Source organism: Microbacterium lacus (genome assembly GCF_039531105.1).
In the GTDB taxonomy this organism is placed as follows: domain Bacteria; phylum Actinomycetota; class Actinomycetes; order Actinomycetales; family Microbacteriaceae; genus Microbacterium; species Microbacterium lacus.
The window spans coordinates 1,755,584-1,772,123 of record NZ_BAAAPK010000001.1 but is presented as its reverse complement, the minus strand read 5'-3'; the positions used below and the strand labels follow the sequence as shown (position 1 = coordinate 1,772,123).

16 protein-coding genes are annotated in these 16,540 nt (G+C 69.5%); 5 read left to right on the top strand and 11 right to left on the bottom strand.

The window, feature by feature from the left end; all coding sequences use genetic code 11:
* Positions 1 to 19: 19 nt before the first annotated feature.
* Positions 20 to 1,996 (bottom strand): S9 family peptidase, encoded by a 1,977-nt coding sequence (locus ABD197_RS08375; RefSeq protein WP_344053473.1) that lies wholly within the window; start codon positions 1,994 to 1,996, stop codon positions 20 to 22.
* A 2-nt stretch (positions 1,997 to 1,998) separates the two neighbouring features.
* On the bottom strand, positions 1,999 to 2,796 hold the full coding sequence (locus tag ABD197_RS08370) for an SDR family oxidoreductase (RefSeq protein WP_344053471.1): 798 nt from the start codon (positions 2,794 to 2,796) through the stop codon (positions 1,999 to 2,001).
* Positions 2,797 to 2,888: 92 nt separating this feature from the next.
* Here ABD197_RS08370 and ABD197_RS08365 point away from each other — a divergent pair, with 92 nt between their 5' ends.
* From ABD197_RS08365 to ABD197_RS08350, 4 genes are all read left to right on the top strand, one after another.
* A complete protein-coding gene (locus ABD197_RS08365; protein WP_344053469.1) occupies positions 2,889 to 3,362 on the top strand; it encodes an NfeD family protein in 474 nt (157 codons plus the stop codon).
* Complete coding sequence (locus ABD197_RS08360) at positions 3,359 to 4,315, top strand: SPFH domain-containing protein (protein ID WP_344053467.1); 957 nt, start codon at positions 3,359 to 3,361, stop codon at positions 4,313 to 4,315. Before ABD197_RS08365 ends, ABD197_RS08360 begins: the two co-directional genes overlap by 4 nt.
* A 12-nt stretch (positions 4,316 to 4,327) precedes the next feature.
* Positions 4,328 to 5,107 carry a glycerophosphodiester phosphodiesterase family protein gene (locus ABD197_RS08355; RefSeq protein ID WP_344053465.1) on the top strand — a complete coding sequence of 260 codons (780 nt, stop codon included), beginning with the start codon at positions 4,328 to 4,330 and terminating at the stop codon, positions 5,105 to 5,107.
* A gap of 76 nt (positions 5,108 to 5,183) precedes the next feature.
* Positions 5,184 to 5,567, top strand: coding sequence for an RNA polymerase-binding protein RbpA (locus tag ABD197_RS08350; RefSeq protein WP_344053463.1), 384 nt, complete (start codon positions 5,184 to 5,186; stop codon positions 5,565 to 5,567).
* A 3-nt stretch (positions 5,568 to 5,570) separates the two neighbouring features.
* Here the strand turns inward: ABD197_RS08350 and lnt are convergent, their stop codons facing one another.
* From lnt to ABD197_RS08305, 9 genes are all read right to left on the bottom strand, one after another.
* A complete protein-coding gene (lnt, locus tag ABD197_RS08345; RefSeq protein WP_344053461.1) occupies positions 5,571 to 7,151 on the bottom strand; it encodes an apolipoprotein N-acyltransferase in 1,581 nt (526 codons plus the stop codon).
* A gap of 23 nt (positions 7,152 to 7,174) precedes the next feature.
* The gene (locus ABD197_RS08340) at positions 7,175 to 9,697 is read right to left on the bottom strand and encodes a DEAD/DEAH box helicase (RefSeq protein WP_344055823.1); all 2,523 of its coding nucleotides are present in this window, start codon (positions 9,695 to 9,697) and stop codon (positions 7,175 to 7,177) included.
* A gap of 16 nt (positions 9,698 to 9,713) precedes the next feature.
* Positions 9,714 to 10,475, bottom strand: coding sequence for a twin-arginine translocase subunit TatC (gene tatC, locus ABD197_RS08335; protein ID WP_344055822.1), 762 nt, complete (start codon positions 10,473 to 10,475; stop codon positions 9,714 to 9,716).
* Between the two features lie 67 nt (positions 10,476 to 10,542).
* Positions 10,543 to 10,797: a twin-arginine translocase TatA/TatE family subunit gene (tatA, locus tag ABD197_RS08330; protein WP_344053459.1), complete on the bottom strand. Its 255-nt coding sequence runs from the start codon at positions 10,795 to 10,797 to the stop codon at positions 10,543 to 10,545.
* A gap of 81 nt (positions 10,798 to 10,878) precedes the next feature.
* Entirely contained in the window at positions 10,879 to 11,841 is a 963-nt protein-coding gene (locus ABD197_RS08325; protein WP_344053457.1) for a helix-turn-helix transcriptional regulator, read from the bottom strand.
* Positions 11,838 to 12,842 carry a helix-turn-helix transcriptional regulator gene (locus ABD197_RS08320; protein WP_344053455.1) on the bottom strand — a complete coding sequence of 335 codons (1,005 nt, stop codon included), beginning with the start codon at positions 12,840 to 12,842 and terminating at the stop codon, positions 11,838 to 11,840. The genes ABD197_RS08325 and ABD197_RS08320 overlap by 4 nt, the downstream gene beginning before the upstream one ends.
* A gap of 67 nt (positions 12,843 to 12,909) precedes the next feature.
* On the bottom strand, positions 12,910 to 13,863 hold the full coding sequence (locus ABD197_RS08315) for an FKBP-type peptidyl-prolyl cis-trans isomerase (protein WP_344053453.1): 954 nt from the start codon (positions 13,861 to 13,863) through the stop codon (positions 12,910 to 12,912).
* Positions 13,864 to 13,872: 9 nt separating this feature from the next.
* The gene (locus ABD197_RS08310; RefSeq protein WP_344053451.1) at positions 13,873 to 14,877 is read right to left on the bottom strand and encodes a tRNA (adenine-N1)-methyltransferase; all 1,005 of its coding nucleotides are present in this window, start codon (positions 14,875 to 14,877) and stop codon (positions 13,873 to 13,875) included.
* Positions 14,874 to 15,578 (bottom strand): HAD family hydrolase, encoded by a 705-nt coding sequence (locus ABD197_RS08305; RefSeq protein ID WP_344053450.1) that lies wholly within the window; start codon positions 15,576 to 15,578, stop codon positions 14,874 to 14,876. The genes ABD197_RS08310 and ABD197_RS08305 overlap by 4 nt, the downstream gene beginning before the upstream one ends.
* Before the next feature lie 94 nt (positions 15,579 to 15,672).
* On the opposite strand from ABD197_RS08305, the gene ABD197_RS08300 reads away from it, so the two are divergent.
* A complete protein-coding gene (locus ABD197_RS08300; RefSeq protein WP_344053448.1) occupies positions 15,673 to 16,539 on the top strand; it encodes a PAC2 family protein in 867 nt (288 codons plus the stop codon).
* Position 16,540 lies beyond the last annotated feature (1 nt).

The window sequence follows — 16,540 nt, the reverse complement described above, 5'->3', positions numbered from 1 at the left end:
GCGCTTCGTCGTGCGAGCCTCAGTCCTGCACCGGCAGCTTCCGGCGCCACCAGTCCAGGATCGCGTCGAAGCGCTGCACCCGATGGCGGGGCGAACCGGACCGCGTGAGCTCGTGGTTCTCGCCGGGGAAGATGAGCATCTCCGCCTCGGTCCCCTGCCGCTTGAGCGCCGAGTAATACCGAGTGGCCTGTTCGAGCGGGCACCGGAAGTCGAGCTCGGAGTGGATCACCAACGTCGGCGTGCGCACCTCGGGGACGACCGCCATCGGACTCTGCCGCGCGATCTGCGCGGGGTCGGTTCCGACGTACTCATCGCCGAAGAACGATCCGATGTCGCTCGTCCCCTGGAAGGAGACCGGGTCCAGGAATCCCCGCTCGACGATCGCGCCGGCGAACCGGTGATCGTGGGCGATGATCCACGCGGTGAGGTAGCCGCCGTAGGACCCGCCCATGATGCCGACCCGCGTCGCGTCGAGGGCGCCGTCTCGCGCGAGCACGCCGTCGAGGAAGTCGATCACGTCATCGAAGTCGAGCGTGCCCATCGCGCCGCGGATGCTGCGACCGTGCGCGCGTCCGTAGCCTGCGGAGCCGCGGGGGTTGCAGTAGACAACGGCGTACCCGGCGTCCACGAGCACCTGCGTCTCATCGAAAAGGTGTATGCCGTACGAGGCATACGGGCCGCCGTGGATCTGGAGGATGACCGGATGCCGCCCCTCCCCCGCGGGTTTGGCAACCCAACCGTGGACGGGGTAGCCGTCGCGGCCCGCGATCGTGATCTCCTCCGGGATCACCGCACCGACGTCCGCGCCGAATGAGGTCAGAGCGCGGCTTCCGTCCACATCGACCAGGAGGAGCTCGCCGGAGGACTTCGGAGTCGCCACCGAGACGACGATGCGGTCACCGCCCGCCGCGTGCCCGCCGACCTCGAGATCGCCGCCGACCACGTCCTCCACGGCACCGTCGCGCGCCACCCGCAGCAGCCGCACCCGACCACGCGTGCGGTCCTGTACGAGGAAGCGGTCGCCCTGCACCGTGATGTGGCTGCCCACTTCGCCGAGATCGATCGTCTCAGCGTCGGTGAGTCGCTGCGGGCCGTCGTCTTCGATGATCCAGAGCGCGACCCCGGGTGCCACGAAGTCGACGCCGGTCGACCCGGTCTCGGACGCGAGGACGGCCACGGCTTCGTCGCCGGCGACCGCGATCTCGCCGATCGAGAGGCGAGCCTCCGGGGTGATCACGTCGCGTCGTCCCTGACCGTCGGCACGGATCGCCACGAGGCGCGAGCTGAGGTCGCGGCGCTCGTGCTCGATCACGTCGACGACCGTGAGGATCTCGGCACCGCGGAATGCCACGCCCGAGACGGAGTGCGGCCCGTCGGTCAGCTGTCGTGCCGGAGCGGGCACGACAGTCTTCTCTGCGGGAGCCGTCCCCTCCGCGACGACGGCCGGCGCCGGCTCGTAGTACGGCTCCAGGTCGGTGGCGGGGACATCGACGACGAAGAGCTGCGCGGGACGATCGGCGATGTAGCCCACGCCGTTGGACTGCCAGCGGATGCCGGTGATGTGCCGAGGCGCTTCGGCGGCGGCATCCAAGCCCTCGACCTGTCCGTAACGACCGCGCTCCGGCACACGGGCGGTGAAGGCGATCGTCGCGCCGTCGGGCGCCCAGGCGAACTCTCCCACTCCGAGGGGAGCGTCTGTGATCTGTACCGGTTCGCCGCCCCCGGAGGCGACGACGTGGAGCTGCGCGCGGCCCTTCGTGTCGCCGCGCAGGAATGCCAGCACGGTTCCGTCGGGAGAGAGTCGAGGACTGGCGTCGGCGGTCCCCCGCGTGAGGCGACGCGGGATGCCGGTCGGCAGGTCGACGCGCCAGAGCTGTCCCACCGCGCGATTCGCCGCCAGGTCCGGACGCGAGGTGGCGAAGACCGCGAACGAGCCGTCGGGGGCGATGTCGGGCCGGCCGACCGAGACGAGGCGCTCGATATCGGTGGGGCGCACCGTCACTCCCCCGCGAACGAACTCGTGTCGCCGATGAGACGCGTGTTGTCCGCAGGGACGGGATCCACAGCCGCGCGGGCGACCTCGGCGGCGAACTCGCTCACGTTGTACAGCTTGCCGGCCGACTCGCGTCGTGAGGCGATCGCGCCGGGGTTCGCGCGCTCGAGGAGCGTCGCGGTGATCGTGCCCTCGATCATGTCGCCGGAGACGACCACGAAGCCGATGCCACGCTCCGCGAGCGTGGGGATCTGCTCGCGCAGCGCGTCCTCGCCGGCGCGCTTGGACAGCGCGACCGGGACGTACTCGGGCATCGTCGGGGTCGTCCGGATGAAGTGCGCCTGGTGGCTGGTCACGAACACGACGCGGGATCCGTCACCGAGGAGCGGCAGGGCGCTCTCCAGGACGTTCACCTGCGCATCGCGGTTGAGCTTCAGGGCGTATTCCTCGCCCATGCCGGACTCCATGCCGCCCGAGGCATTGAGCACGAGCACGTCCAGCGATCCGAACGTGCGCTGCACCTCGGCGAACATCGCCTGCACGGACTCCGGATCGGTCAGGTCGGCGCCGACGACGAGCACCTGCACGCCGAGCTCGCGCAACTGGGCCGCGAGCTTCTCGGCCCGCGGCGCCTTGTTGCGGAAGTTGATGACGACGTTCGCTCCGGCCTCGGCGAAGTAGCGGACCGTGTCCGCGCCGATGCCGCGCGAGGACCCGGTCACGAGTGCGGTCTTGCCGCGGAGGGATCCGGGCGCGAGGGGGGACGGGGAATTCTGCTCTGCGGTGGGAGTGGGCTCGGTCACCCCACGACCCTACCAACCGGTACCCCCCACGCATCGGGTCCCGAGCCCTGCGAAAACGCCCGTGTTAGGTTGGGTCAAAGGGGAGGAACATCGTGGATCTCATCCAGACCATCGAACAATTCGCGTGGATCGGGTGGTTGGTCCTGATCCTCGCCTTCCTGGTGATCGAGATGCTCACGCTCGATTTCACCTTCCTGATGCTGAGCATCGGCGGGGTCGCCGGACTCGGCTCGGATCTGCTCGGCGCCCCGGTCTGGCTGCAAGTGATCATCGCCGCCGCGGTCGCCGCCGTGCTCCTGCTGGTTCTGCGCCCCCCGCTGCTGGCGCGGCTGCGCCGTGGCGAGGACCCGACGCCGACGAACGTCGCCGCCCTCGTCGGACTGTCCGGCCGCGTCCTGTCCACCGTGAGCGCGCACGGCGGCCAGGTGAAGCTGTCCAACGGCGACACGTGGACGGCGCGACCCGAACAGCGTGGCGAACTCGAACCCGGCACCGTCATCCGCGTGGGGCGGATCGACGGGGCGACCGCCTACGTCCACCCCGAAGAAGAGGAATCGACCGCATGACCCCCGAGAGCTTCATCCCGACGGCCATCGGCTGGCTGCTCGCCGCAGCGGTCTTCATCTTCGTCCTGGTGGTGATCATCCGGTCGATCCGGATCATCCCGCAGGCCACTGCCGGGGTCGTCGAGCGTCTCGGCCGGTACCACAAGACGCTCATGCCCGGACTGAACATCCTCGTCCCGTTCATCGATCGAGTGCGACCCCTCATCGACATGCGCGAGCAGGTCGTGTCCTTCCCGCCCCAGCCGGTGATCACCGAGGACAACCTGGTGGTCTCCATCGACACCGTCGTCTACTTCCAGGTGACCGACGCCCGTGCCGCCACCTACGAGATCGCCAACTACCTCGGCGCGGTCGAGCAGCTGACGACGACGACGCTCCGCAACGTCGTCGGCGGGCTCAACCTGGAAGAGGCGCTCACGAGCCGCGACGAGATCAACGGCCAGCTGCGGATCGTTCTGGACGAAGCGACCGGCAAGTGGGGAATCCGCGTCGGACGCGTGGAGCTCAAGGCGATCGACCCGCCGGTGAGCATCCAGGACTCGATGGAGAAGCAGATGCGCGCCGAGCGCGATCGCCGTGCCCTCATCCTGACCGCGGAGGGTACGAAGCAGTCCGCGATCCTCACGGCCGAAGGTGCTCGGCAGGCCGAGATCCTCCGCGCCGAAGGTGACAAGGCGGCTGCCGTGCTGCGCGCGCAGGGCGAGGCGGAAGCCATCCAGACGGTGTTCGACGCCATCCACGTCGGCAACCCGGACGACAAGCTCCTGGCGTACCAGTACCTGCAGACCCTGCCGAAGATCGCCGACAGCGCCTCGAGCAAGCTCTGGATCATCCCGAGCGAGTTCACCGAGGCGCTCAAGGGCATGAGCACCGCGTTCGCGGGCTCCGTCGTCGACGTGGCGCAGCGCACCGGAGGCACGGTGGACAAGCCGGCCGCACCGCCCCTTCCCTGACGGTCAGCGCGCATGAGCCACCCGTGGTTCGAGGGTGCGACGCGCCCGCGCGTGCTCGCTCACCGTGGCCTCGTCCTGCCGGGGGATGCCGCGGCCGGAGTGGTCGAGAACTCCTTCGCCGCCGTCGCAGCGGCGCACTCCGCCGGCGCCGTGTACGTCGAGTCGGATTGTCATCTCACCGCCGACGGAACCGTCGTGCTGTTCCACGACGACGACCTTTCCCGCGTGACCGGCGACCCGCGGAAGATCGCCGACGTGACGGTCCGCGAACTCGAGTCGCTCATGGCGCCGCGGGGCGGGCTCATCACCCTCGCGCAGGCGCTCGAGTCCTTCCCGACGCTGCGGTTCAATCTCGACGTCAAGGCAGCGGATGCCGCCGCCCCGGTCGGCCGGATCGTGAGGACGCACGCGGACCGGGTCCTGGTCACGAGCTTCTCGGACGAGCGCCGGCGCGCGGCGCTCGCCGCGGCGGATGCCGGGGACACCGGCATCCGTCCCGCCACTTCCGCCGGTCGCGGCACGCTCGTCCGCGTTCTGGCGGCGCTTGCTCTGCGGTCGGATCGACGCCTCAGCCGAGCGCTCTCGGGCATCGACGCCCTGCAGGTTCCCGAGCGCAACGGCCGCGTCCGCGTCGTCACCCCGCGCCTGATCGCTGCCGCTCAGCGGAATGGAGTCGAGGTGCACGTGTGGACGGTGAACGAGGCCGACGACATCCGTCGCCTGCTCGCGATGGGGGTCGACGGGATCGTCACCGATCGCGTCGATCTCGCCCTGAGCATCGTCTGTGAATGACTCCCCCACAGCTGTCGTTCGGATGATCCGTCCAGGTCGTCGCGTTATACCTGTACAGCGACGAGAGGACCACACAATGGCAGACCGCAGCCTGCGCGGCATTCGACTCGGCGCCCAGAGCCTACAGAGCGAAGAGGGCGTCGTGTTCCATGAACGCGCACAGCACACCTACAACTGCACGTCCTGCGGACGTGACACGACGATGACGTTCGCCGCCGACGCGGAGGTTCCCGAGGCCTGGGAATGCCGCACGTGCGGCGCCGAGGCGCTCCTGCGCATCGGTGAGGGAACGGCGACCGTCGATCACAGCGACGACAAGGTCGCGCGCACGCACTGGGACATGCTGCTCGAGCGGCGTACGCTCCCCGAGCTGGAAGAGCTCCTGGAGGAGCGCCTCGCGTACGTGCGCGCCCGTCGCGGCGCGGGCGAGGACGTCACCGCGAGCAAGCTCAGCGCCTGAGTCTCATCTCTCGAGAGCGCCGGCCCCGTCGTGGGCTGGCGCTTTCTTTTCGCGTGCGGACCGGCTGCGGGCCGACAGGATCAGGCCGAGCACGCCCAGGGCGGTCAGGCTTCCCCAGCCGATGATCGCCTTCACCGCCTCGCCGGCGACCACCGCGGGAGTGAGTCCGGTGTGCAGCGGCACGTCGGTGATCAGGTGTCCGGCGACATCCGCCGGGAGTCCGTCGATCGTCGATCCGTCGGCGGCGATGACCTGGCTCGTGCCGACCGTGGACAGGTTCACGACCGACCGACCGGTCTCGATCGCGCGCATCCGCGCGAACGCGAGCTGCTGGAGGTTCTCGTCCGTGCCTCGGAAATCGGCGTTGTTGGTCTGGAACATGTAGATCTCGGCGCCGTCGCGTGCGCCGTCCCACACCACGTCGTCGTAGATCACGTCGAAGCAGATCGCGAGTCCGACACCGATCCCGTCGAGGTCGAAGATCGGGGCGGCCGTGCCCGGTGTGTACTCGCGCTGGATCAGACCGATGAGATCCGGAGCGAACGGCTCGAAGAAGGCCCGGTCGGGGACGTACTCGCCGAAGGGCACGGGATGCCGCTTGTCGTAAGTCTGCACGGCACCGCTCCCGGCCTCCCACAGGAGCGAGGAGTTGAAGTACTCGTCGCCGCGCTGTGTGACCGCCGCCACGATGAGGGGCGCCGCGACCCGATCCGACAGCGCATCCAACAGCTCGGCGGTCGATTCCACCTGCGTCGGGTCGGAATCCACCCCACCCTCCGGCCACAGCAGCACGTCCATGTCCTCGCCGAACAGCGGAGCCGTGGCCTCGAGCTGCGCACGCGTGACGTCACCGGCCGCGCGCTGGTCGAAGTATCCGGCGGGACCGTTGCCCTGCACCGCACCGACCCGCAAGGTCCCGGCATCCGTCGTCGGGAACTGCGGGACGAGCACGAGGATGAGAAGCGTCACGACTGCCGGCGCCGCGGTCGGGGGGCGACGCAGGCGCCCCCAGCGGACGTATTCGATCGCCGCTGCGCAGAACAGGACGACGAGGAACGTCAGTCCCGACATCCCCACCCAGGACGCGAGGTCGGCGAACGGGCCCGCGACCTGGCTGACGCCGATCCGGCCCCAGGGGAAGCCGCCGTACGGCCAGGAGCCCACGACCTGCTCCTGCAGCGTCCACAATCCTGCGACGAGTGCCGGGAGCGCGACGAGGCGGGCCCACGGGCCTGCGACGACCCGCGGGAGCCAGCGATACGCGAGCGCGATGAGCGTCGCGCCCGCCGCCGTGAGCACCGACTCGAGCATCGACAGCGCGATCCACGGGACCGGTCCCAGATAGCGCGCCGTGAACAGGAGGTTCACGAAGAAGAACGCGGCGCCGAACGCGAAGCCGACCAGAGCCGACGACCAGAATCGCCGGCCGATGAGGGCGATCAGTGCCAGCGTGACGCCGACGAACGCCATCGGCCACCAGCTGAGCGCCGGGAAGGCCAGGGTGAGCACGAGCCCGCCGGTCGCCGCAACCGGACCGGCGGCCCACAGCGGCAGGACGGGGCGCACGGGCGCGGCGAGGGACACGGGAGAAGCCTAGACGCGCGCGCTCAGACCGAGCTGTACGCGACGATGCCGCGACGGACGGCGTCCAGCGCCGTCCGCGCGGTGGCGCTCAGCGACGCGTCGGCGACGATCGAGAGCTGGTCGAGCAGGTCGATCGTCTGCTTGGACCACCGGACGAAGTCACCCGCGGCCATGTCGGCCTCGATCAGCACACGGTCCAGAGGAAGGCCGCGCGCCCACGAGTACATCGCCTGAGCGAGGCCCGTGGAGACGGCCTCGGTCCCCGGCAGGCGATGCTCCTGCTCCAGGTCGTCGAGCCGCTGCCAGAGGGCCTCCGTCGCCGACAGGGCGCCCCGGAACGCACCGCGGGGCAGTCCGCGCTCACCCACTCCGGCCTCGTCGCGCCGCGGTTCGTAAACGAGACAGCACGCGAGTGTGGCGAGCGACGGCGCATCCAGATCGTTCCAGATCCCGGTGCGCAACGACTCGCTCACAAGCAGGTCCCGGTCGCCGTAGATCCGCTTCATGGTGCGGCCGGCGGTCGTCAGTTCGGCGCGACCGTCCGGGGAGACGGAGACGTAGTCGAGATCGCGGAGCACGTCCACGACCCGGTCGAAGATGCGGGCCACGGTGCCGGTGCGGCTGTCGATCTCCCGACGGGTCTTGTCGACCGTCCGCTTGAGCTTCCAGTAGCGCTCGGCCCATCGCGCGTGATCTTCGCGGTCGGGGCACCCGTGGCACGCGTGGCGGAGCATCCGCGTGCGCAGACGCGCGATCTGCTTCTGGCGCGCGTCGCGCGTCGACCGCGAAGCACCGGCGTCTTTGCGGTTCTGGCGCTCCAGGTCGCTCAGCTCCCGACGGATGCCCGAGTACTCGGCGAAGTCCCCGCGATCGCAGGTCATGGCCTTCGCATAACCGGCGAGCGAGACTTCCTGCTCTTTCACCTGGCGGGCGAGCCCCACGACAGCACGGTCGGCCTGGAATTGCGCGAACGAGGACTCGAGGATCTCGCGGGCGCGCGACCTGCCGAACTGGTCGATGAGGTTCACCGCCATGTTGTAGGTCGGGCGGAAGCTCGAATTGAGCGGATACGTGCGCCGCGAGGCGAGCGCCGCGACCTGCTGCGGGTCCACGCCCTCCGTCCACTGGATGACCGCATGACCCTCGACGTCGATGCCGCGGCGGCCTGCCCGCCCGGTCAGCTGGGTGTACTCCCCCGAGGTGATCGCCACGCGCGCCTCGCCGTTGAACTTCTCGAGCTTCTCGAGCACGACCGTGCGCGCGGGCATGTTGATGCCGAGCGCGAGGGTCTCGGTCGCGAAGACCACCTTCACCAGCTTGCGCTTGAAGAGGTCTTCGACGACCTCCTTGAAAGCCGGCAGAAGGCCGGCGTGGTGCGACGCCACACCGCGCTCGAGGTTGTCGAGCCACTCGTAGTACCCGAGGACCGCGAGGTCCTCGTCGCGGAGCGCCTGCGTCCGCTCCGTGACCAGCGCGCGGATCTCGGCGCGCTCTTGCGGAGTCGTGAGGCGCACGCCGGAGCGGCGGACCTGCTGCACGGCGGCATCGCAGCCGACGCGACTGAAGATGAAGAAGATCGCCGGCAGCAGATTGGCCCGCTGCAGCAGGGTGACGACCTCGGGTCGGTCGAGCCGCTCGATGCGCTGGACGTTCGCCGAGCGCACCGGTCGCTGACCGCCTTTGTGGGGCCGTCGACCCGATCCCTGCTGTCGACCTCCTCCGCGCCCGGCATCGCTGCGCAGAGCCTGCACCCGCCTGTTGTTCTCGAACGTCGCGCCCTTGAACGAGCGGATGCGCATGAGCTCTTGGTTGACCTGTGCGGTGGCCACCCCGGCACGGTCGTCGAACAGCGGCAGCAGATCGCCGCGAACCAGCACGTGCTGTTCGAGCGGCACGGGGCGCACCTCAGAGACGATCACCTCGGTGTCGCCGCGAACGGTGTCGAGCCAGTCGCCGAACTCCTCGGCGTTGGACACCGTGGCGCTGAGCGAGACGAGCCGGACCGCCGGCGGCAGGTGGATGATGATCTCCTCCCACACCGCACCGCGGAAGCGGTCGGCGAGGTAGTGGACCTCGTCCATCACGACGTACCGGAGCCCCCGCAGCGCCGCCGAGTCGGCGTACAGCATGTTGCGCAGGACCTCGGTGGTCATCACGACGATGCGTGCGGAGCCGTTGATGTTCGTGTCGCCGGTGAGGAGGCCGACCTGGTCTGCGCCGTACACCTCCTGCAGCTCGCGGAACTTCTGGTTCGAGAGCGCCTTGATGGGGGTCGTGTAGAACGCCTTGTCCGGATGCCGGGGCGTGGCATCCCGATCGGCGTCACGTGGCGCGTTCATCGCGAGGTGGATCGCGAACTCCCCCACGATCGTCTTGCCCGCTCCGGTCGGCGCGGCCACCAGGACGCTGCGCCCGTCTTCGAGCGCGTGACAGCCGGCGATCTGGAAGTCGTCGAGTTCGAAGCGCTGCGCGGCGGCGAACGCGGCCGTAAGCGGATGACTGCGGCTCTGCTCCGCCCGTGCGTAACGCTCGGCCGGACTCGGCACCGTCACCGAGGATCCGTCACTGGATGCCCTCGGAGGCGAGGATCGCCGCGCTCTGCTTGGCACGGCGACGGTCGAACAGCATCGACAGGGCGGCCGCGGCGAAGAACAGAACCACGAGCATGCCGGCGAGCATGAGCATGCTGACGACGTCGGCGGCCGGCGTCGCCAGAGCGGAGAAGACGACGGCGATCAGGACCGCGACCCGCCAGCCTTTCAGGATCGCCTTGCCGCTCATGACTCCGGCGAGGTTCAACGCGACCAGGAACACCGGCAGGACGAACGAGATGCCGACGACGATCAGCAGTTTGAAGACGAAGTCGTAGTAGTAGCCGGCCTCGAAGAAGGATGCTCCCCCGTCGGGGACGAAGCCGGCCATCAGCTCGACGATATGGGGCATGACCAGCAGGCCGACCCAGCATCCGGCGAAGAACAGAGGCACGGCGGCTCCGATGAAGCCGACGGTGTACTTGATCTCCTTGCGCGTGAGTCCCGGCATGATGAACGCCCAGATCTGCCACAGCCAGATGGGCGCGGAGATCAGGATGCCGATCGCGAAGGACATGCGCAAGCGCAGGTCGAAGGCGCCCGTGACCGTGCTGAACATCAGCTCGACCTTGGCCGTCTCGCCTTCCGTCGCCGCGATCTGGCGGAGCGGTTCGGTGATCAGGTAGATGACCCAGTCGGTGATGAAGAACGCGACGACCATGCCCACGACGAGCGCGAGCGCGGCGAACATGAGCCTCTTGCGGAGCTCGACCAGGTGCTGGCCGAGCGACATGCGCTTGTCGCGCTGAGGCTCGCCGGGATCGGCGACGCGTGGCGACTCTGCTGTGGCCACGCGCGCGTCAGGACTTGGTGTCGGGGGCCCTGCTCGCGTCGGCGCTGGTCTGAGTGACCGATGCCTCGCTCGCGGGTGCCACCACCGAGTCCGTCTTGCCCTCGGTCGAGTCCTCTTCCTTCATGGCCTTCATCTCGCCCTTGAAGACGCGAGCCGACTGGCCCATGCTCTTGGCGAGCGCAGGGAGCTTCGCGGCGCCGAACAGCAGGAGGATGACCGCGAGGATGATCAGGAAATGCCATCCTGTGAGACCTTGGAACATGTCGGGTCCTTCCGGGTTCGTCCGTCAAGTGTATCCCGCGAACGGCGACATAGCCGCCCGGCCCGCGATCGTCAAGTCACCTCAACGGTACTGCACAAGACCCGCGTCGGCCCACTCGGCCGCCGCGCTGCGTGCCGCCTCCGGTTCGAGGATCTCCAGCGCACCCGCCCGGCGAGCCGCGAGGCGGCGCAGGCTGTTCTCGTCGGCGATGCGCATCGTCGCGATCGACGTGTCGCCGTGCACCTCCACCTGCGCGCGGTCGAGGTACTCCCCGAGCAGTGGGGCGAGGGAGGAGGGGAAGCGGATACGGGCGAGAATGTCACCCGTTCCCGTCTCGAACCAGTCCGGCACGGCATCCTGCCCGTGGGTGATGGGGATGTCCGTCAGGCTGAGCTCGCTCACCCGATCGAGGTGGAACGTGCGCATCGCCTGACGCAGGTGGCACCAGCCCTGCAGGTACCACTCTCCGGTCGCGATCAGCACCTTGACCGGGTCGACCGTGCGCGGGGTCGGAGCCGCGTCCGGAGCCTTGTAGGTGAACGACACCGCGACGCCCTGCGTGAGGGCAGCCGCGACCGCGTCACGGACGGCGTCCACCGGCCCGGGGGCGAGGATGACGTCGGCGGGTGCGCTGGAGGCGCCGCGGGCGAGTTTGGCCATGAGCCCCGCGTACAGCTCAGTGTCGCCGACGCCGGGGATCGCCCTGGCCAGCTGGAGTCCGGTCAGAAGCGCTGCCGCTTCCCGCGCGGTGAGGCGGGGTGCCCGCTCCAGAGCGACGGAATTCGTGATCACGATGATGTCCCGCTGATCCAGCAGGTCCCAGTCGATGTCGAACAGATCGTTCGCCATCTGCCAGTAGCCCGCCTCCCCCGGCAGTCCGATGACGGTCAGGCTCTCCACCATCGCGCGCATCTGGTCCGCGGTGACGTCGAATTCGTCTGCGGCCTCGGCGATCGACACCTCGCCCTTGCCGATCAGGTACGGCACGAGCTGCAGCATGAGGGCGGCGCGGTCGGTGGCCACCAACGGCTTCCGCGCGCTCACGCTGCCCCCTCGTGCAGGTCGCGCGTCGCGCGCAGCCGCGCGATCACCTGGTCACGCAGGTCGTCGGGCCCGACCACACGCACCTCGGGACCGTAGGAGGCGAGCTCGTCCGCGAACACATGCGCGTCGACGTACGGTACGCGGATGCCCTGCTCGGCGGTCTCGGCCCGTCGGCTCAGGCGCAGCGCCGCCTCGGTTCCGGGATTCACCTCCAGCAGGGCGATGTTGCGGGCTGCGACCTCGGCCAGACCCGCGAGGGCGCGATCGCCGGCCCCGTCACGCAGGGCGGGATCGAAGGTCTCGCGGGTGATCGTGACGCCGTCCACGATGCGCGTGAGCAGGAACGTCCGCTCCGCACCGACACCCAGATCGTTGCCGAAGACGTGCCAGCGGCCCTCGTACTCCACCAGCGCGAGCGGCTGCACGCGGCGCGTGCGCGGCGCATCCTCCCCGGGCTTCAGGTAGGAGAACGTCACGATCCGACCGGACTCGATCGCCTGCTGCAGGGGCGCGAAGGCCGGCTCGCGAAGGCTGATGCGCGGCGAGTATCCGATGATCGGTTCGTCGACCGAGATGCCGAGCGCGCGGATCTTGCGCAGCCCGCTGCGCGCGTCCGCCGACATCGAGCCCTCGCTCCACACTCCCCCGGCGAGATTGAGCAGCGCGAGCTCTGCGGGGGTGAAGGCGATGTCCTCGGGCAGTTCGTACTCGGCCGTGGGGATGCGGTAGCGCGCCTCGCGCAGATCGTCGGGATCGGCCCAATCTCCGATCGTCTCGATCGGCACGCCGAGGCGACGCAGGTTCTCCTTGTCGCGCTCGAACATCTTCTCGAGCGCGTCCTTGGACGCACCCGCGTCGGACTGCTCCCGATAGCCGGAGACCGATCGAAGGATCGTGTCTTTCGTGAGCCCCTGCTCGGTGGCCACGAGTGCGACCACGAGGTTCACCAGCCGCTCCTCGGGCGGGTTCTTCGCAGAAGCGTTCGCAGGCACGAGCTTCATCCTAGGCGTTTCTTCGAAACCGTCGAGGGATGCCGGCCCCTCCCTTTCGGCGCGGCGCGGAGTGGGCTCAGCCCTGCGCGGGCTGATCGATTCCGAGGATGTCCACGACGAACACGAGCGTGGAGTCCGCGGGGATCGGTCCTTGCGCCTGGTCGCCGTAGGCCTGATCGGGAGGGATCACGATCATGACCTGCGAACCGACCGTCTGGCCGACGATCGCCTCGGAGAAGCCCGGGATCATCGTGTCGAGGTCGATCGACTTCGGGTCCGCGTCCCACGTCGTCTCGAACACGTTGCGGTCCGCCCACGTCAGGCCCGTGTAGTGCACGCGGACGGGGGCGTCTCCGGTGACCTTCTCGCCGGCGCCCTTGATCAGGGTCTGGACGACGAGGTCGCTCGGCGGTGCGGCATCCGGGATGATCACGCCGGGCCGGCCGTCAGGTGCGCGCACGACCGTGGGCAGGCCGTTGCCGACGTTGAACTGCGGGGTGCCCTCGGCGTGCGGGAGGTAGACCTTGCCCAGGTCGATCACGGCGATCGCGGAGTCGTCGTCGCCGAGTTCGAGACTCGCCGCGGTGGACTCCTCGACGCTCCCGGGCGGCAGGGCGACAACGATGCGCGATCCTTCCGTCGCGCACGTCAGGACGTCCTCGAAGCCCGGGATGACCTCGTACCAGCGCGCGACGGGCGATACGCGCGAGAGATCGCCGTCGTAGTTCGTCTTGACGAGGTTCTCGCCGGTCGCGCCGCTGAAGATGCTGATGTCCATCGAGATCAGCTGGCTGTCGTCCGTGATCGGGGTGCCCGTCCCCATCTCGACGTCCTCGAATGCGGGCTCGCTCACCCGGAAGGGCGTGTAGACCTCCACGTCCGGCGCCTGACCGGTCGTCCCGGACACGGTGACGCCGGTCAGGGCAGACGCATCGGGCCGATCGCAGTCCGTCGAGCCGGGCAGCGAGCAGCCGACGAGTCCGACGGAGAGGAGTCCGAGGACGGCGACAGAAGCAGAGATCTTGCGCACCGGAACAGTCTAAATGCCATCCTCCGCGGGCCCTTGCGCGGCGAGCCTGGCACCCTCCGCGGCACGCTCGGCCTCCCGCACACGCTTGCGGAGGTTCTTGTCCGTGATCTGACGGTCCCCCACGGCCCCCGGCGTCCACAGCTCGACGTCCTCGTCGCCGTAGCTGGACTTCGAGGCACGCCTCTTCTGCTCCGGCGCCACCGCCCCCGGGGCCAGCCTCCGCGCCCAGATGAGGAAGCCCGTGTGCGCGACCATCCGGTGATCCGGACGCACCGCGAGACCCTCCACGTGCCAGCCCCGCACCATGGTCTCGTTGGCGTCGGGTTCGGTGAACAGTCCCGTCCCGCGGATGTACTCGGCGACCCGACTGAGCTGCGTGGCGGTCGCGACGTAGCAGAGCACGACACCGCCGGGCTGAAGCGCGTCGGCGACGACGTCGATGCACTCCCACGGCGCGAGCATGTCCAGCACGACGCGGTCGACGGATGCCGGGGCGACGGCCGTCGGAAGCTCGGCGACCAGGTCGCCCACCACGACCTCCCAGTTGTGCGGGACATGGCCGACGAAGGTCTCCACGTTCGCGCGCGCCACGTCCGCGAACTCCTCGCGCCGCTCGAAAGAGACCAGTCGACCGTTCTCGCCGACGGCGCGCAGGAGCGACAGCGCCAGCGCGCCCGACCCGACACCCGCCTCCACGACGACGCTGCCCGGGAACACGTCGGCCTGCGCGACGATCTGCGCGGCATCCTTCGGGTAGACGATCGCCGCACCGCGCGGCATCGACATCACGAAGTCGCGCAGCAGGGGTCGCAGCGCGAGGTACTCGTGACCCCCGCTGTTCGTGACGACCGAACCGTCGGGCTGCCCGATCAGGGCCGTGTGACGCAGCACGCCGTGGTGCGTGTGCAGCTCTCCGTCTTCGCGGAGGGTGATCGTGTGCATGCGGTTCTTCGGACCCGTCAGCTGGACGCGGTCGCCGACCCGGAACGGGCCGCTGGGACGCTCAGGCGTCATGTTCTCTCTCCTCCGGTCCGGCCGCGGTGACCGGAGCTCAGGTGTGCGGAATGGAAGCGCGCGACGTCGTCGGCCGTGCGGCCGGCGAGCGTGGGCCAGACCGTGTGCGCTCCGGCGCCGGCGATCGAGACCATGTGCGGAACCCCGATCGCGGCCGTGCCCGCCGCGACGGCGGAGCGCAGCCCGTTGGGCGAGTCCTCGATCGCGACGCACGATGCAGGCTCGACGCCGAGCACGGCGCACGCCTGCAGGTAGGGATCGGGAAACGGCTTGGGACGCGTAGAGTCATCCCCCGCGATCACGACGTCGAACGCCTCGAAGTCCATGAGGTCGACGACGGTGCGCGCCATGCGGGACAGCGACATCGTGACGAGCGCGGTCGGGATGCCGGCCTCACGCAGGCTGGCCAGGAGCTCGCGCGCGCCGGGGCGGAACGGCACGCCACGCGTCGCGAGCTGCCCCATCACGTCATCGGTGAGGTGATCGACGATGTCGTGGATGCCCATGCGCACACCCGAGTCCTGGAAGATCCGGGCCGAGTCCTCGAGCCCGAGACCCACGAGTCGCAGCGCCTGCTCGTGGGACCACGTCCCTCCGAAGCGCTCGACCAGCGCCGTCTCCGCGCTCATCCAGTAGGGCTCGGTGTCGACCAGCGTGCCGTCCATGTCCCACAGGACCGCCGCAAGGGTGCTCGCACTCACTTGACCATGGTAGTCGGGGCCATCCGGGCCTCCGACGCCTATCCTGGAGGCACCCGTTCGGACGTCACGCCGCGGTGCGGGTGGAGGAGGTCGTGTGGACGGACTGGGACGGAAGGTGCTCGTCGCCGCGTTCGACGGGTGGAACGACGCCGGCGAAGCCGCGTCCGCCGCGATCGCGCACCTGCGGGCCACCGGAGAGTACGAGCCGGTGTTCTCGGTCGACCCCGAGCTCTACTTCGACTACCAGTACACCCGCCCTCAGGTCTCCGTCGACGCGGACGGCAAGCGCATCCTGAGCTGGCCGGAGGCGACTCTTCTGCGGCCCGTCACCGCGTCGCGGGACACGCAGTTGTGGCTGTTGACGGGCGTCGAGCCGGCCCGCGCGTGGCAGGCGTTCGCCTCCGAGTTCGTCGACGTCGCCCTGCGCGAGGACATCACGGGGTTCGTCGCCCTCGGATCGATGATGTCCGACGTGCCCCACACGCGGCCGATCTCCGTCTTCGCCGGAAGCGACAGCGAGCAGATCAGATCCGCCCTCGAGCTCGAGCGCAGCACGTACGAGGGGCCGGTCGGGATTCTGAGCGTCCTCGCGCACGCGGCCGACGCGGCCGGCATCCCCGCCGCGAGTCTTTGGGCGAGCGTGCCGCACTACGTCGCCGGGCACACGCCGTCGCCGAAGGCGACCCTCGCGCTGCTGGACCGGCTCGAGGACATCACCGGGTCACCGGTCGCGCGTGGGGACCTCTCGACGGATGCAGCGGCATGGGAGGCCTCGATCGACGCGGCCGCCGCGGACGACGAGGAGATGACCGAATACATCCGCCAGCTCGAGCGCACCCGCGACACGTGGGACTCGCCGGAGGCCTCCGGCGATGCGATCGCTCAGGAGTTCGAACGCTACCTCCGCCGCGGCGGAGACCCCGGTTCGGGCAAGCCCGGACGCGACGATCCGCGCCGGTGAC

Bases quoted from the DNA above. Each gene is read 5' to 3' on its own strand.
- ABD197_RS08310 (WP_344053451.1), bottom strand. From the start codon at position 14,877: ATGACGCCTGAGCGTCCCAGCGGCCCGTTCCGGGTCGGCGACCGCGTC.
- tatA (WP_344053459.1), bottom strand. From the start codon at position 10,797: ATGTTCCAAGGTCTCACAGGATGGCATTTCCTGATCATCCTCGCGGTC.
- tatC (WP_344055822.1), bottom strand. From the start codon at position 10,475: ATGTCGCTCGGCCAGCACCTGGTCGAGCTCCGCAAGAGGCTCATGTTC.
- ABD197_RS08320 (WP_344053455.1), bottom strand. From the start codon at position 12,842: ATGAAGCTCGTGCCTGCGAACGCTTCTGCGAAGAACCCGCCCGAGGAG.
- ABD197_RS08350 (WP_344053463.1), top strand. From the start codon at position 5,184: ATGGCAGACCGCAGCCTGCGCGGCATTCGACTCGGCGCCCAGAGCCTA.
- ABD197_RS08360 (WP_344053467.1), top strand. From the start codon at position 3,359: ATGACCCCCGAGAGCTTCATCCCGACGGCCATCGGCTGGCTGCTCGCC.
- ABD197_RS08355 (WP_344053465.1), top strand. From the start codon at position 4,328: ATGAGCCACCCGTGGTTCGAGGGTGCGACGCGCCCGCGCGTGCTCGCT.